The sequence below is a fragment of the Streptomyces sp. NPDC050732 genome (assembly GCF_040654255.1).
GTDB lineage: Bacteria > Actinomycetota > Actinomycetes > Streptomycetales > Streptomycetaceae > Streptomyces.
Genome location: NZ_JBFAHP010000039.1, coordinates 17,277 through 32,464, shown reverse-complemented (window position 1 = coordinate 32,464; position 15,188 = coordinate 17,277). Strand labels below are relative to the sequence as shown.

General features: G+C 72.2%; 15 protein-coding genes. 11 read left to right on the top strand and 4 right to left on the bottom strand.

Features of this window, described 5'->3' with window-relative positions:
• Positions 1-32 precede the first annotated feature (32 nt).
• Both AB0H82_RS29755 and rpmB read right to left on the bottom strand, forming a co-directional pair.
• The gene (locus AB0H82_RS29755; RefSeq protein ID WP_362998132.1) at positions 33-3,170 is read right to left on the bottom strand and encodes a BTAD domain-containing putative transcriptional regulator; all 3,138 of its coding nucleotides are present in this window, start codon (positions 3,168-3,170) and stop codon (positions 33-35) included.
• Between the two features lie 72 nt (positions 3,171-3,242).
• The gene (gene rpmB, locus AB0H82_RS29750) at positions 3,243-3,428 is read right to left on the bottom strand and encodes a 50S ribosomal protein L28 (RefSeq protein ID WP_016642993.1); all 186 of its coding nucleotides are present in this window, start codon (positions 3,426-3,428) and stop codon (positions 3,243-3,245) included.
• Positions 3,429-3,667: 239 nt separating this feature from the next.
• Here rpmB and AB0H82_RS29745 point away from each other — a divergent pair, with 239 nt between their 5' ends.
• The 9 genes from AB0H82_RS29745 to mutM all read left to right on the top strand — a co-directional run bounded on the left by AB0H82_RS29745 (position 3,668) and on the right by mutM (position 12,749).
• Positions 3,668-5,362 carry a DAK2 domain-containing protein gene (locus tag AB0H82_RS29745; RefSeq protein ID WP_362998130.1) on the top strand — a complete coding sequence of 565 codons (1,695 nt, stop codon included), beginning with the start codon at positions 3,668-3,670 and terminating at the stop codon, positions 5,360-5,362.
• A gap of 61 nt (positions 5,363-5,423) precedes the next feature.
• A complete protein-coding gene (recG, locus tag AB0H82_RS29740; RefSeq protein WP_362998128.1) occupies positions 5,424-7,634 on the top strand; it encodes an ATP-dependent DNA helicase RecG in 2,211 nt (736 codons plus the stop codon).
• 53 nt (positions 7,635-7,687) lie between these two features.
• Positions 7,688-8,281, top strand: a complete 594-nt coding sequence (gene rsmD / locus AB0H82_RS29735) for a 16S rRNA (guanine(966)-N(2))-methyltransferase RsmD (protein ID WP_362998127.1) — start codon at positions 7,688-7,690, stop codon at positions 8,279-8,281.
• Between the two features lie 26 nt (positions 8,282-8,307).
• Entirely contained in the window at positions 8,308-8,787 is a 480-nt protein-coding gene (gene coaD / locus AB0H82_RS29730) for a pantetheine-phosphate adenylyltransferase (protein ID WP_362998215.1), read from the top strand.
• A 111-nt stretch (positions 8,788-8,898) separates the two neighbouring features.
• Positions 8,899-9,951: a cell division initiation protein gene (locus AB0H82_RS29725; RefSeq protein WP_362998125.1), complete on the top strand. Its 1,053-nt coding sequence runs from the start codon at positions 8,899-8,901 to the stop codon at positions 9,949-9,951.
• A gap of 129 nt (positions 9,952-10,080) precedes the next feature.
• Entirely contained in the window at positions 10,081-10,764 is a 684-nt protein-coding gene (locus tag AB0H82_RS29720) for a YceD family protein (protein ID WP_362998123.1), read from the top strand.
• 2 nt (positions 10,765-10,766) lie between these two features.
• The gene (gene rpmF, locus AB0H82_RS29715) at positions 10,767-10,940 is read left to right on the top strand and encodes a 50S ribosomal protein L32 (RefSeq protein WP_026165248.1); all 174 of its coding nucleotides are present in this window, start codon (positions 10,767-10,769) and stop codon (positions 10,938-10,940) included.
• A 7-nt stretch (positions 10,941-10,947) separates the two neighbouring features.
• A complete protein-coding gene (gene rnc, locus AB0H82_RS29710; protein WP_362998121.1) occupies positions 10,948-11,778 on the top strand; it encodes a ribonuclease III in 831 nt (276 codons plus the stop codon).
• A gap of 110 nt (positions 11,779-11,888) precedes the next feature.
• Positions 11,889-12,749: a bifunctional DNA-formamidopyrimidine glycosylase/DNA-(apurinic or apyrimidinic site) lyase gene (mutM, locus tag AB0H82_RS29705; RefSeq protein WP_362998119.1), complete on the top strand. Its 861-nt coding sequence runs from the start codon at positions 11,889-11,891 to the stop codon at positions 12,747-12,749.
• Here mutM and AB0H82_RS29700 read toward each other — a convergent pair.
• Both AB0H82_RS29700 and AB0H82_RS29695 read right to left on the bottom strand, forming a co-directional pair.
• Complete coding sequence (locus AB0H82_RS29700; protein WP_362998117.1) at positions 12,722-13,102, bottom strand: helix-turn-helix domain-containing protein; 381 nt, start codon at positions 13,100-13,102, stop codon at positions 12,722-12,724. The two genes, mutM and AB0H82_RS29700, sit on opposite strands and share 28 nt — an antisense overlap.
• A gap of 64 nt (positions 13,103-13,166) precedes the next feature.
• The gene (locus tag AB0H82_RS29695) at positions 13,167-14,045 is read right to left on the bottom strand and encodes a CAP domain-containing protein (protein ID WP_362998115.1); all 879 of its coding nucleotides are present in this window, start codon (positions 14,043-14,045) and stop codon (positions 13,167-13,169) included.
• Between the two features lie 129 nt (positions 14,046-14,174).
• Between AB0H82_RS29695 and AB0H82_RS29690 the strand changes: the two genes are divergently transcribed.
• The gene (locus tag AB0H82_RS29690) at positions 14,175-14,456 is read left to right on the top strand and encodes an acylphosphatase (protein ID WP_362998113.1); all 282 of its coding nucleotides are present in this window, start codon (positions 14,175-14,177) and stop codon (positions 14,454-14,456) included.
• Positions 14,457-14,857: 401 nt separating this feature from the next.
• Positions 14,858-15,061, top strand: coding sequence for a hypothetical protein (locus tag AB0H82_RS29685; RefSeq protein WP_362998111.1), 204 nt, complete (start codon positions 14,858-14,860; stop codon positions 15,059-15,061).
• Positions 15,062-15,188 lie beyond the last annotated feature (127 nt).

Genomic DNA, 15,188 nt, shown 5'->3' with positions numbered 1-15,188 from the left:
GGCCAGCCTCGGGGCGGCCGCTGACCGTCCGCCTACCGTTCCCTGACCGTCGGCCCGTCACCCCTGACCGCCGCCGACCGCAGGCGCCGCCCCTCCTCGAAGGCCTTCTCGTACGCCTCGGGGGAGAGCTTCGCCCTGGCCGCCTCCGCGAGGGGTACGACGTCGGGATCGTCGGCTACCAGGGTGCCGCGCAGGCCGTGGGCGGCGCCCAGGAGCCGCACGGCTTCCTCGGGGCCCGGGGCGACGGCGGCCAACGCCTCGGCCACCTCGGCCAGTTCTCCGGTGCCGGGCACGCCGCCGGCGACACCCGGGGCCCGCACGTCGGAGCCGCAAGCCAGTACCCGGGCCTGCTCGAACCAGTCGGCGGCCTCCGCCGCGCGGGACTCGGCGAGCGCGGTACGGCCCAGGCCGATCAGGATCCGCACGCTCTCCGCGAGGCTGAACCAGTTGGCCGCGCACGCCTCCAGAGCCGCTTCGTAGTGTGCACGCGCGCGTGCCGTGTCACCGCGGAGCCGGGCCACGTCCCCGAGCCCGCGCCGCGCGGTCGCCACCTTGTCGGGGACGCCGACCGTCCGGGCCAGCGCGGCGGAGTGCGTGTAGTGGGCGGCCGCCGCGTCGAGGTCACCCCCGTTCATGAGGACCGTGGCACGCCGGTGCAGCAGGTCCGCGGTCTCCTCGGGCGCCGCCAACTCCCTCACGTGCGCGAGACCTTCGTCGAGCAGTTCGAGGGCCCGCCCACGCTCGCCCCGCCAGTCGGCGAACATGCCCAGCGGATCGAGGCAGTTGGCCATGCCCCAGCGGTCCCCGGCCGTCCTGAACCCCTCCAACGCCCGCGCGAAGGCCGCCTCCGAGGCCTCGGCCCGGCCCGCGAAGAGATCCTGGAAACCCAGCCCGAGATCGAGGAGGGCCACGCCCCACGGATGGTCGTCGACCTGCTCCCGCACCCGGTCCTCCATGGCGCGCGCCGGGCCGCCCGCGATCGACCACAGCACCACCAGGTACGGCAGCCGCAGCGGCCCCTTGAGGCCGCCGAACAGAGCGTCCGCGCGCGCGAGGCGGGCCGGTTCGGCCGGGTCGGTGCCGTCACCCGCGATCGTGTTGATCAGACACAGGACGTACTCCTCGGAGAGGCCGTCCGGCGGCTCCGGGCCCACCGCGGCAAGGAGGTCGACGGCGAGCTCCCTGCGCTCTCCGTAGCGGCCGCGCAGCAGCCAGAACCAGGCGAGCGCGGCCATCAGCCGCAGACCGTCGCGCGGCGCGGTGCGGGTCAGGTGGCGCAGCGCCGCGTCCAGGTTCAGCTGCTCGGCGTCGAGCTCGGCAAGCCCGCGCAGCTGCTCACCGCCGCGCAGCCGCGGCTCGGCGGCCTCGGCCAGGCGCAGGAAGTACCCGGCGTGGGCGGCCCGCAACCGGTCCTCCTCACCCGCCGCGGCCAGCTCCCTGGCGCAGAACGCGCGGATGGTCCGCAACATGTCGTAGCGCCCCCCGGCCACGTCGAGGAACGACTTCTCCGCGAGGGACGCGAGCAGATCCTCGGGATACGGGATCCCGCAGACGGCCTCCACGGCGTCGGACGTGGCCCCTCCGGAGAACACGGTCAGCCGCCGGGCCAGCTCCCGCTCCTCGTCGTCGAGCAGCTCCCAGCTCCACTCCACGACCGCGTGCAGCGTGCGGTGCCGGGGCGCCTTCGTGCGGTCGCCGCGCGAGAGCAGCCGGAAGCGGTCCCCGAGCCGGGCGGCGAGCTCGTCCAGAGTGAGGGTGCGCAGGCGGGCCGCGGCCAGCTCGATCGCGAGGGGCAGTCCGTCGAGCGCCGCGCAGATCTCGTCGGTCAGCCGCCGGGCGTGCGCGTCGGGAGGGCCCGCGAGGTCGGGCCGCACGGCGGCCGCCCGGTCCGCGAAGAGCCGGGCGGCGGGCCCGGCGGCCAGCGGCGGCACCGGCCACAGGACCTCCCCCGTGATCCCGAGCCCCTCCCGGCTGGTGGCCAGCACCCGCACCCCCGAGCAGTGCCCGAGCAGCAGCGCCGCGACACGGGCGGCCTCGTCCACGACGTGCTCGCAGTTGTCGAGGACGAGAAGCAGCTCACGGCCGCGCAACGCGGTGAGCAGCCGCTCCGTGGCATCGCCGCCCTGGCTGTGGAAGCCGTCGCGCACCCCGAGGGCGGTGAGGATCGCGTACGTCACCCGGGCGCCGTCGGCGAGCGGAGCCAGCTCCACGAAGCAGACGTCGGGCAGCGCGCGGGCGGCTTCGACCGCGAGCCGCGTCTTGCCCGCCCCGCCGGGGCCGGTGAGCGTCACGAGCCGCGCCTCCGCGAGCAGGGCGCCGATCCTCGTGAGCTCGTCGGCCCGCCCGATGAACCGCGTCAGCTGCGCGGGCACGCCCCGCTGCCGCGCCGGCTCCCGGCCCTTGAGCAGCTCCAGGTGGAGCGCGGACAGCTCGGCGGAGGGGTCGGTGCCGAGCTCATCCGCGAGGGTGCGCCGCGCCTCCTCGTAGGCGGTGAGCGCCTCCGCGGGCCTGCCGCCCGCGTGCAGCGCCCGCATCAGCTGTCCGTGCAGCCGCTCGCTCAACGGGTGCCCGGCGAGCAGCTCGCGCAACTCGGGCACGAGTTCGGCCCCGCCGCCCAGCGCGAGGTCCGCCTCGACGCGGTCCTGCACGGCGGCCAGGCGCGTCTCCTCCAGGCGTGCGGCGAGGGGGCGGGCGTCCGGCAGATCGGCGAGAGCGGTCCCGCGCCACAGGCCGAGCGCCTCCTTCAGGAGACCGGCCGCCCGCGCGGGGTCCCCGGCGCCGAGGGCCTCGCGTCCCGCACGGGCCAGCCGCTCGAAGCGGTGCAGGTCGACGTCGTCGGGGGGGACGGCGAGACGGTAGCCGGTGGGAGTGGCCTCGATGGCGAGGCCCAGGCGCTTGCGCAGCCGGGAGATCTGGGACTGCAGCGCGTTCGCCGCCCCCGCGGGCGGCTCGTCGCCGTACAGGCCGTCGGTGAGCGCCGCCACCGAGACGGTGCGGCCGGGGTCCAGGAGCAGCAGGGTGAGCAGCGCCCGGGGGCGCGGCCCGCCGGGGTCCACGGGGGTGCCGTCGGGGGAGCGTACGTCGAGGGGGCCGAGGATGCCGAAGCGCATCCGCCAGATTCTGGCAGCCCCGCGCGCGGGGACGGACGACATGGCCGACCCTTCACGCATGGACAGACGAAAGAGCCGGCCCCCCTGAGGGGACCGGCTCTTTCAGCAACCAGCTAGGTGGCCGCGCTGGCGTCAGCGCGAGACCTTGCCGGCCTTGATGCACGAGGTGCAAGCGTTGAGGCGCTTCGGCGTCCCGCTCACCACGGCACGCACACGCTGGATGTTCGGGTTCCAGCGACGGGGCGTACGGCGGTGCGAGTGCGAGATGTTGTTGCCGAAGCCCGGCCCCTTGCCACAGACGTCGCAGTTGGCAGCCACGGGTCACTCCAAAGACTTCAGATGCACTTACGGGTAATCCCGGCATGCCGGGATCAGTGCAATGATCGAAGTGGCGTTGCCAGGAGGAATGGCCCGATGCGTATCGGGCAACCGAAGCAGCATACAACGACTGCTTCGGTTCCACGAAACTATCACGCCCGGCCCGGCCCCCGCCCCGGGCCCTTCGTTCACCGTGGGTCTACGCTGCGTCCATTCCGCATGGTCAAGGAGGCGAACAGGTGCCGCAGAACCTCGACGCGGTCGCGGTGCGCGCCTGGTGCCGGCTGGCTCTGGACGCCCTCGGCAGGGCCCGCGAGGAGATCGACTCCATCAACGTCTATCCGGTCGCCGACGGGGACACCGGAACGAACCTCTATCTGACCGTGGAGTCCGCCTCCCAGGCCGTCGACGCGGCCTTCACCGGCCATGAGCCGGCCCTTCCCTCGCTGGCCGAGACCGTGCGCGCGATGGCCCACGGGGCCCTGATCGGGGCCCGCGGGAACTCGGGCACGATCCTCTCGCAGCTGCTGCGGGGCATGGCGCAGGTCATCGGCGGCGACGCGGACGGGCGGGCGGACGGGCGGGGCGCGGAGGCGGGTGGGGGCGGTCCGCGAGGTGACGCGGATCACGCCGACGGCCGGACCCTGGAGCGCGCGCTGCGGCAGGCCGCCGACGCCGCCTACCAGGCGGTCGCCCACCCGGTCGAGGGCACGGTCCTTACGGTGGCCACCGCGGCGGCGGAGGCGGCCGCCTCGGCGGACGGCGACTGCGGGGCCGTGGCCAGGGCCGCGTACGACGGGGCCTGCGCGGCCCTGGACGCGACACCCGGGCAGCTGGCGGTGCTCGGCCGCGCCGGGGTGGTGGACGCCGGTGGCCGGGGGCTCGTCGCGGTCCTGGGAGCGCTGGTCGGCGCCCTGTCCGGCCGGACCGTCGTCCCCACGAGCACGGCATCCGCCCACGCGCGCGTGGAGGCCGTCGAGTGTGAGGACCTGCCCGGCGAGGCGGGCGAGGAGGGCGGCCCCGCCTTCGAGGTGATCTACCTCCTGGAGGCGGACGACACCGCCGTCACCCGGCTGCGGGCCCGGCTCGACCGGCTCGGCGACTCGCTCGTCGTGGTCGGCGGCGACGGCCTCTGGAACGTCCACGTCCATGTCGACGACGCCGGAGCGGCCGTCGAGGCGGGCGTGGAGGCGGGCCGCCCCCACCGCATCCGGATCACCCACTTCGGAGTGGGCGACGCGCACACCACCGCCCAGCCGCCCCGGGAGCGCGCGCAGCGGGCCATCGTCGCCGTCGTGCCCGGCGAGGGCCTCGCCGGGCTCTACGCGGAGGCCGGGGCGACCACCGTGCCCACGCGCGTGGGGGAGCCGCCCGCCAGCGGCGAACTCGTCGACGCGATCCGGCGGGCCCACGCGCGCGAAGTGGTCCTCCTGCCCAACGACGCGGAGCTGCGGCACACCGCGGCCGCCGCGGCGGCACAGGCCCGCACGGAAGGCGTGCGGGTCGCGCTGATCCCCACCCGCTCCGCGGTCCAGGGCATCGCGGCGCTCGCCGTGCACGAGCCGGACCGGCGCTTCGACGAGGACGTCGTCGCCATGACCTCGGCGGCCGGCGCGACCCGGTACGGCGAACTGGCCGTCGCCGAGCGGCAGTCCTGGACCATGGCGGGCATCTGCCAGGCCGGTGACGTGCTCGGCCTGATCGACGGCGATGTCGCGGTCATCGGCTCCGAAGTCGCCCGCACCGCCACCTCGGTCCTCGACCGCATGCTGTCGGCGGGCGGCGAGATGGTCACACTCGTACTCGGCGAATCCGTGCCCGACACCGTCGCGGAGCAACTGGAGAAGCACGTACGCGAGACGTACCTCGCCGTCGACACGGTGGTCTACCGCGGCGGCCGCCAGTCTGCACTGCTGCTGATCGGCGTCGAGTAGCCCCGCGCGGGACCGGTGAATCGGCGGGACGTTCGGCGGATTGTCAGTGGCGTGGTGTGCAATGGATCTCGTGCCTGCGCTCGAAGAACCTCTGAAGAAAGTGGTCGGTCCCGCCACCGCGAAGGTGATGGCCGAGCACCTCGACCTGCACACGGTCGGCGACCTCCTGCACCACTACCCCCGGCGCTATGCCGAGCGCGGCGAGCTCACCCGCCTCGCCGAGCTCCCGCTGGACGAGCACGTCACGGTGGTCGCCCAGGTCGCGAGCGCACGCATCCTGAAGTTCAACGGCGGCCGGGGCCAGCGCCTGGAGGTCACCATCACCGACGGCAGCGGCCAGGTCCAGCTCGTCTTCTTCGGCCGCGGCATCCACAAGCCGCACAAGGACCTGCTCCCCGGCACCCGCGCGATGTTCGCGGGCAAGGTGTCGGTCTTCAACCGCAAGATGCAGCTCGCCCACCCGGCGTACGAGCTGCTGCGCGCCGAGGGCGCCGAGGTCGGCGAGGCCGTCGGCTCCTGGGCCGGCGCCCTCCTGCCGATCTATCCCGCCACCGCCAAGCTGGAGTCCTGGAAGATCGCCAAGTCGGTCGACATGGTCCTGCCCAGCGCCCAGGAGGCCGAGGACCCGCTGCCGCCCGCCCTCCGCGACGGCCGCGGCCTCATCCCGCTCCCCGAAGCGCTCCTGAAGATCCACCGGCCGCACTCGAAGGCGGACATCGCCGCCGCCCGCGACCGCCTCAAGTGGGACGAGGCCTTCGTCCTCCAGGTCGCCCTGGCCCGGCGGCGGCTCGCGGACGCCCAGCTGCCCGCCGTCGCCCGCAGGCCCAAGGCGGGCGGCCTCCTCGACGCCTTCGACGCCAAGCTGCCCTTCACGCTCACCGAGGGCCAGGAGAAGGTCTCCAAGGAGATCTTCGACGACCTCGCGACCGAACACCCGATGCACCGCCTCCTCCAGGGAGAGGTCGGCTCGGGAAAGACGATGGTCGCCCTGCGCGCCATGCTCGCCGTGGTCGACGCGGGCGGGCAGGCCGCGATGCTCGCGCCCACCGAAGTCCTCGCCCAGCAGCACCACCGCTCCATCGTGGAGATGATGGGCGAGCTGGCCGAGGGCGGCATGCTGGGCGGATCCGAGCAGGCCACCAAAGTCACGCTGCTCACCGGCTCCATGGGCGCGGCCGGCCGGAGGCAGGCCCTGCTCGACCTGGTCACCGGCGAGGCCGGCATCGTCATCGGCACCCACGCCCTGATCGAGGACAAGGTGCAGTTCCACGACCTGGGCCTGGTCGTCGTCGACGAGCAGCACCGCTTCGGCGTGGAGCAGCGCGACGCCCTGCGCGGCAAGGGCAAGCAGCCCCCGCACCTCCTGGTCATGACCGCCACACCCATCCCGCGCACGGTCGCGATGACCGTCTTCGGAGATCTGGAGACGTCCGTCCTCGACCAGCTCCCCGCGGGCCGCTCGCCGATCGCCAGCCACGTCGTCCCCGCCCAGGACAAGCCCCACTTCCTCGCCCGCGCGTGGGAGCGCGTGCGCGAGGAGGTGGAGAACGGCCATCAGGCGTACGTGGTCTGCCCCCGCATCGGCGACGACGCCGACGAGCCCGCCGACCCCAAGAAGGCCAAGAAGAAGGCGGAGGAAGAGGCCACCGCCGAGAAGCGCCCCCCGCTCGCCGTCCTCGACGTCGCCGAGCAGCTGGCGAACGGCCCCCTCCAGGGGCTGAAGATCGAGGTCCTGCACGGCCGCATGCAGCCGGACGACAAGGACGCGGTGATGCGCCGCTTCGCCGCGGGCGAGACCCAGGTCCTGGTCGCGACCACGGTCATCGAAGTCGGGGTGAACGTCCCGAACGCCACCGCCATGGTGATCATGGACGCCGACCGCTTCGGCGTCTCCCAGCTGCACCAGCTCCGCGGCCGCGTCGGCCGCGGCTCGGCCCCCGGCCTCTGCCTCCTGGTCACCGACATGCCCGAGGCCAGCCCCGCCCGCGGCCGCCTCGGCGCCGTCGCCTCCACGCTCGACGGCTTCGAGCTGTCCCGCATCGACCTGGAGCAGCGCCGCGAGGGCGACGTGCTCGGCCAGGCCCAGTCCGGCGTCCGCTCCTCCTTGCGCATGCTCGCCGTCATCGAGGACGAGGAGGTCATCGCCGCCGCCCGCGAGGAAGCGGTCACCGTGGTCGCCGACGACCCCGATCTTGAGCGGCTGCCCGCGCTGCGCACCGCACTGGACGCCCTCCTCGACGCGGAGCGCGAGCAGTACCTCGACAAGGGCTGACGCCGGCGTACGCCATATCGTGGGATGACCACCGTCCAGCCAGAAGGAATCAGATGACCCGCGTGATCGCCGGCACGGCCGGCGGACGCCGCCTGGCCGTCCCGCCGGGCAACGGCACCCGCCCCACGTCCGACCGCGCGCGCGAGGGCCTCTTCTCCACCTGGCAGGCCCTCCAGGGCACGCTCGACGGGGCCCGCGTCCTCGACCTGTACGCGGGCTCCGGAGCCGTCGGCCTGGAGGCGCTGTCCCGAGGCGCCGCCCACACCCTGCTCGTCGAGGCCGACGCCCGGGCGGCCCGCACCATCCGGGAGAACGTGAAGGCGGTGGGCCTGCCCGGCGCCGAGGTGCGGGCGGGCAAAGCCGCCCAGATCGTCCGGGGCGGCGCCCCCACCACCCCGTACGACCTGGTGTTCCTCGACCCTCCGTACGCCGTCACCGATGACGATCTTCGGGAGATCCTGCTCACACTCCGCTCGGAACGCTGGCTCACGGCCGACGCGCTCGTCACCGTTGAACGCAGTACAAGAGGCGGTGTCTTCGGCTGGCCGGAGGGTTTCGAGGCCCTCAGGTCCCGTCGCTACGGCGAAGGGACGTTTTGGTACGGTCGCGCCGCCTCTACGTGCGACGACTCAGTGATCGCGCCATGACCGGACCGGAGAGCGAGGGACTCACGATGCGCCGCGCCGTCTGTCCGGGGTCTTTCGACCCCATCACCAATGGACACCTCGACATCATCGCCCGCGCCTCCAAGCTGTACGACGTGGTGCACGTCGCGGTGATGATCAACCAGTCGAAGAAGGGCCTCTTCGAGATCGAGGAGCGGATCGAGCTGATCCGCCAGGTCACCGCCGACTTCGGCAACGTCGAGGTGGAGTCCTTCCACGGCCTCCTCGTCGACTTCTGCAAGCAGCGCGACATCCCCGCCATCGTCAAGGGACTCCGCGCGGTCAGCGACTTCGACTACGAACTCCAGATGGCCCAGATGAACAACGGCCTCTCGGGCGTCGAGACCCTGTTCGTCCCGACCAACCCCACCTACAGCTTCCTCTCCTCCTCGCTGGTCAAGGAGGTCGCGGCCTGGGGCGGCGACGTGGCGCACCTGCTGCCGCCGATCGTCCACGACGCCCTGGTCGAACGCCTGGGCAAGAAGTGACCCACCCGCACGAGCGCTGACAGTTCGTCACCCGGTGTCGGGCGGGCGTCCACTGGCCTTACAGTCGTCCCGTCCGTCTCCCAACCAGCTGTAGAGAGTGGCGAGCACACGGTGGACGTGCAGAAGAAGATCGACGAGATCGTCCAGGCGATCGGCAGCGCCCGGTCCATGCCGATGTCGGCCTCGTGCGTGGTCAACCGCGCCGATCTGCTCTCGATGCTCGAAGAGGTGCGCCAGGCACTGCCGGGCTCCCTCGCCCAGGCCCAGGAGCTCATCGGCGGCCGCGAGCAGCTGGTCGAGCAGGCCCGCCAGGAGGCCGAGCGGATCATCGAGAGCGCGCACGCCGAGCGCGGCTCCCTGATCTCCGACACCGAGGTCGCCCGCCGCTCCCAGGGCGAGGCCGACCGCATCCTCGCCGAGGCCCGCCAGGCCGCCGAGGAGGTCCGCGCCGAGGCCGACGACTACGTGGACAGCAAGCTCGCCAACTTCGAGGTCGTCCTCACCAAGACCCTCGGCTCGGTGGGCCGCGGCCGCGAGAAGCTCCTCGGCACCGGACCCGGCCTCGACGAGCAGGGATACGAGGACGAGGACGCCCCCGAGCGCAGCCACGACCCCGAGACGCTGCGCCGCAACGCCGACGCGTACGTGGACGCGAAGCTCGGCGCCTTCGAGGCCGTCCTCGCCAAGACCCTCGAAGCCGTCGGCCGCGGCCGCCAGACCCTGCACGGCCGGGCGCCCGCCGACGAGCTCGGCACGCTGGGCGAGGGCACCGCCACCCAGGGCCACACCACCGACGCGGAGTACCTGGCGGACCTCGCGGGCCCCGCGACCGCCGCGAAGCCCGTACCACCGCAGCCCGCCCAGGCCCCACCGGTCCAGGCCCCGCCGGTCCCGCCCCAGCAGCCCTACGCGCCCCCGCAGCAGCAGCCCGACCCGTACGGGTACCAGCAGCAGGACCAGTACGCGTACCAGCAGCCGTACGGCCAGCAGGACCCGTACGCGTACCAGCAGCACGATCAGTACGGCTATCCGCAGCAGGGCTACGAGCAGCCCCCGTACGAGGCGCCGGCGGCGCAGGCACCCACCGCGCTCGAAGAGGCCAGCCTCTTCGACACGACCATGATCAGCGCCGAGCAGCTGCGCCAGTACGAACAGGGCCGCTAGCGGACCGTCGGTACCGGATTGGGCCGAGAGCGAAAGGTCAAGTATCCTGGCTCTTCAGTCGCGCATACGTCCGCGACCCAGGCTGCCCACCCGAGCCTCGGCCGTGGGGCGTCAGTGCGGTGGCCCCCTTTGAACTCCCCGGATTCGAAAGCAGGAGAAGCCCTGAGCACGCGCCTCGACCACCGAAACCCCCTCGTGTTCGACACACACGAGCTGGGTCGGCGTCCTGGTGCCATGCAGCGGGTGACCCGCGAGATCGATGCGCCCGGTCCGCCGAGCGCCTTCGGTATCGAAGGGGTCATCGGAGTGCCGCAGGGCGCCCCGGTCCAGCTGGAGGTCCGTCTTGAGTCGGTCATGGAAGGGGTGCTTGTCACAGGCACCGCCCGTGCAACGGCCGAGGGGGAGTGCGTAAGGTGTCTGGAGCCGCTTGAGCTGGAGCTCGACGCGGACTTCCAGGAGATGTTCTCGTACCCTGACGCCGACGACCGGGGCCGCACCGCGGAACCGGCCGACGACGCCGAGGAAGACGAGAGCAGGCTCTTTCTTGAGGACGGCATGTTCGACCTCGAGCCTGTGCTGCGTGATGCGGTGGTGCTCGCACTGCCGATGCAGCCGGTGTGCCAGGAAGACTGTCCGGGCCTGTGCTCCCAGTGCGGAGTGCGGCTCGCGGACGACCCGGACCACCACCATGACGCCGTCGACATCCGTTGGGCGGCATTGCAGGGACTCGCTGGCACCATCCAGGACGGCGAGAAGGACGAGATGAGCGGCGCCGAAGCGGAAGCGGGCGTCGACGAGAAGCAGGAGAAGTAGCCGTGGCTGTTCCGAAGCGGAAGATGTCGCGCAGCAACACGCGCCACCGCCGGTCGCAGTGGAAGGCTGCGGTCCCCACCCTGGTTTCGTGTGAGCGTTGCCAGGAGCCCAAGCAGCAGCACATCGCGTGCCCGAGCTGCGGCACCTACAACAAGCGCCAGGTCCTCGAGGTCTGAGCGGCTGGTGAGAGGCACCGTGTCTAGCCCCAAGAAGGCGGAAGACGCCAAGAAATTGGCGGAGACAACGGCCTCGTCCCACACGCTTCTGGAAGGGCGGCTCGGGTACAAGCTCGAGTCCGCCCTTCTGGTGCGCGCGCTGACCCACCGTTCGTACGCGTACGAGAACGGCGGCCTGCCGACGAACGAGCGTCTGGAGTTCCTCGGTGACTCCGTGCTCGGCCTCGTCGTCACGGACACGCTGTACCGCACCCACCCCGACCTGCCCGAAGGCCAGCTGGCCAAGTTGCGGGCCGCGGTGGTCAATTCGCGTGCGCTGGCGGAGGTCAGCCGCGGCCTCGAACTCGGCTCCTTCATCCGGCTCGGCCGGGGCGAAGAGGGCACGGGAGGCCGGGACAAGGCATCCATCCTCGCCGACACCCTTGAAGCGGTGATCGGCGCGGTCTATCTGGACCAGGGTCTGGACGCTGCGGGTGAGCTGGTCCACCGGCTCTTCGACCCGCTGATCGAGAAGTCCTCGAACCTGGGCGCGGGCCTGGACTGGAAGACCAGCCTCCAGGAGCTCACCGCGACGGAGAGCCTCGGCGTGCCCGAGTACCTCGTCACGGAGAGCGGCCCCGACCACGAGAAGACCTTCACTGCTGCCGCCCGCGTCGGAGGCGTCTCGTACGGCACCGGCACCGGCCGCAGCAAAAAGGAAGCGGAGCAGCAGGCCGCCGAGTCCGCCTGGCGCGCCATCCGCGCGGCAGCGGACGAACGCGCCAAGGCTGCCGAGGCCGCAGCGGAAGCGGAGGGGACCGCCGACACCCCCTCGGCTTCGGACGCCGCTCCGGCCTGACACCTTCTTTCCTTGTGAGCCCCCGCGGGACCTCGGTCCCGCGGGGGCTCACGCGCAGGTCACGCGATACGCTGCCGGTTCCCGCCCCCGCGCACCAGTAGAGGAGCCCCGTGCCCGAGCTGCCCGAAGTCGAAGTCGTCCGGCGCGGCCTTGAGCGCTGGGTCAGCGGACGGGTCGTCTCGGACGTGCAGGTGCTGCATCCCCGTGCGGTCCGGCGGCACGTGGCCGGGGGCACCGACTTCGGCGACCGGCTGGCGGGGCACCGGATCGGGCTCGCGCAGCGGCGCGGCAAGTATCTGTGGCTGCCGCTCGCCGACTCCGCGCAGTCGGTCCTCGCCCATCTGGGCATGAGCGGCCAGCTGCTGGTGCAGCCGCACGACGCCGCCGACGAGAAGCACCTGCGGATCCGCGTCCGCTTCGACGATACGCAGGGCACCGAGCTCCGCTTCGTCGACCAGCGCACCTTCGGCGGGCTCTCGCTCCACGACAACACCCCCGACGGGCTCCCGGACGTCATCGCGCACATCGCGCGGGACCCGCTGGACGACGCGTTCGACGACGACGCCTTCCACGTCGCGCTGCGCCGCCGCCGTACGACGATCAAGCGGGCGCTGCTCGACCAGTCGCTGATCAGCGGCGTCGGCAACATCTACGCGGACGAGGCGCTCTGGCGCGCGAAGCTGCACTACGAGCGCCCCACCGGCACCCTCACGCGCCCGCGCACCGCCGAACTCCTCGCCCACGTGCGGGACGTGATGCACGCGGCCCTCGCCGTCGGCGGCACCAGCTTCGACAGCCTCTACGTCAACGTGAACGGTGAATCGGGCTATTTCGACCGCTCGCTGGACGCCTACGGCCGGGAGAACGAGCCGTGCCGCCGCTGCGGCACCCCGATCCGCCGGCGCCCCTGGATGAACCGGTCCAGCTACTTCTGCCCGCGCTGTCAGCGGCCGCCGCGCGTCGCGTCGTAGCGCTCCCGGGCCCGCAGCACGTCGTCCTGCCGGCCCTCCACGCAGCGGATCAGGGCCAGCAGGCGCTCGGCGACCTCGCGGCCCAGCGGGGTGAGCCGGTAGTCCACGCGCGGCGGGTTGGTCGGCTGCGCGTCGCGGTGGACGAGACCGTCGCGCTCCAGCGCCTGCAGGGTCTGGGAGAGCATCTTCTCGCTCACGCCGTCGACGCGGCGGCGCAGTTCGTTGAAGCGGAACGTGCCGTCGTGCAGCGCTCCGAGAGTGAGCGCGCCCCAGCGTCCCGTGACGTGCTCCAGGGTGCCCCGCGACGGACACTGCCGGGAGAACACGTCGTACGCCAGGTCGGAGGATTCCATGCCGACACGATACGCCCGCACAGCGCTTTCGAATAGTTAGCGCCGGTCGGGTGGCGGGGTGGGCTCAGAAGCCGAAGTCCTGCGTCCACCACGGGCCGCCCGGCGCGAAGTGCGCGCCGACGCCCAGGGTCTTGTAGTCGCAGTTGAGGATGTTGGCGCGGTGGCCCTCGCTGTTCATCCAGGCGTCCATCACGGCTCGGGCGTCGGCCTGGCCGCGGGCGATGTTCTCCCCGCCCAGGTCCGCTATGCCGGCCTTCTCGGCGCGGTCCCACGGCGTCGCGCCGTCCGGGTCCGTGTGGTCGAAGAAGTCCCGCTCCGCCATGTCCGAGCTGAAGTCGCCGGCCAGCGCCGCGAGCCGGTCGTCGGTCCGCACCGGCCGGCAGCCGACCTTGGCCCGCTCCTGATTGACCAGTGTGAGCACCGCGGCCTCCGCGGCGCTTTCGTCGGACGACGACTGCGAGCTCGCCGGGGGAGCCTCGGGCTTCTCCTCGGGCGTACGGGACGGGGGCGGCGTCGGCTTCTCGGCGGGGTCCGGCTTCTTCGGGGCCTGCCTCGACGGTTTCTCGGACGGCTTCTTCGAGGGCTTCGGGTCGGCCTTGGAGGGGGTGGGGCGCGGCGTCTCGGAGCGGTGGGTGCCACGGCTCGGCGACGGCTCACCGCGGCCGGCCTCGGCGCCCGAGCCGCCCTGCGCGTCCACCTCGGTCGGAACGGCCGCGGACCGCACCTCGCCGGGCTCGCCCCCGCCGCCCAGCCGATAGTTGTCGCTGCCCGGCAGCACGCCCGCGGCGACCGCGACGGCGCCCATCGCGACGGCGGCGGAGACCCCGAGCAGCCCCGTACGCACCGGGGCGGCGCGGCGCTTGCGGCGGTGGGACCCCGTCCCCGGGTGGTCCTCAGGGGTGGCGGCGGCCTGTCCAGCGCCGGAGCGTCGGTGGCGTCCCATCTCCTGTGCCTTTCGTCCTGCGAGCAACGTGACTCACTCGTATGAGTGAGGCTCATCGATTCGGGACTGTACGCGATGACGCATGGGGACGAAGTGCTCCCAGAGCAATTGGCCGGTTAGCGTGCTCCCATGAACGATGACGTGCGACTCACCGCCTGGGTGCGGGGACGCGTGCAGGCCGTGGGTTTCCGCTGGTTCACGCGGGCCAAGGCGCTGGAGATCGGCGGCCTGAGTGGTTTTGCTCTCAATCTGGAGGACGGCCGCGTGCAGGTCGTCGCCGAAGGGCCCCGGGCGGGCTGCCAGAATTTGCTCGACTGGCTCCGTGAGGGCGACACACCCGGGCGAGTGGACGGCGTCACCGAGATCTGGGACACACCGCGCGGCATATACGAGACCTTCGCCATCCGCTGAGGTGACCCGCGCGAACGCGGTGAGGAGGGAGTGCCATGGCGCCGGACGTGTGTCCTGGGCAACTGTCCGGGGCAGAAAAAGCCTGGTGGTTGCCAAGAAGGGCTTGTCGTGGCAGGCTCCCCGGGTAAGGATGATCTCCACGCCCCCAGGGCCCCGAAGGAGTAGCTGCGCCGCCCGTTCAGAGGCCGCGCGCCCCCGGGTCGCCCGCCAATACGGGGCGTGATCGTGTTGACCGTCAAACTTTTTGGTGAGACTCTGGAAGCCCCGCGCACCTTAGCTGTTTGGCATGTGAGAACGGCCAGCAAGACCCAGCGAAACAACAAGTGCCAAGCACCGCGGGTGCGAATCCCTCACGACCCACACCGCTTCGGTCGGTCACTCAGTGTGGAGGACCATCCATCATGGCAAAGGCGCTTCTCGGTTACGTCGGCGGCAGCGACCCGCGACTCCTCGCCGAGATGCGACGGCTCCAGCAGCGCGTCCAGGACCTGGAATCCGAGCTCACTCGGATCCAGGCGGAGAACGACGCGCTGGCGGCTGCCGCTTCTCACGAATCGCTCCTGGAGAGCATCGACGTACCCCAGGCGGAGCCTGCGCTCACCTGATCCCTATCCGATGACGAACACATGGGCCTTGCCTTGTCGTAACGGCCCGTACTAAGCAAGTGGTCAGGCTGTCGTGTCAGCCGCTTGTCCAGATCTGCAAGGGACGCTTCGGCGTCCCTTCTTTCTT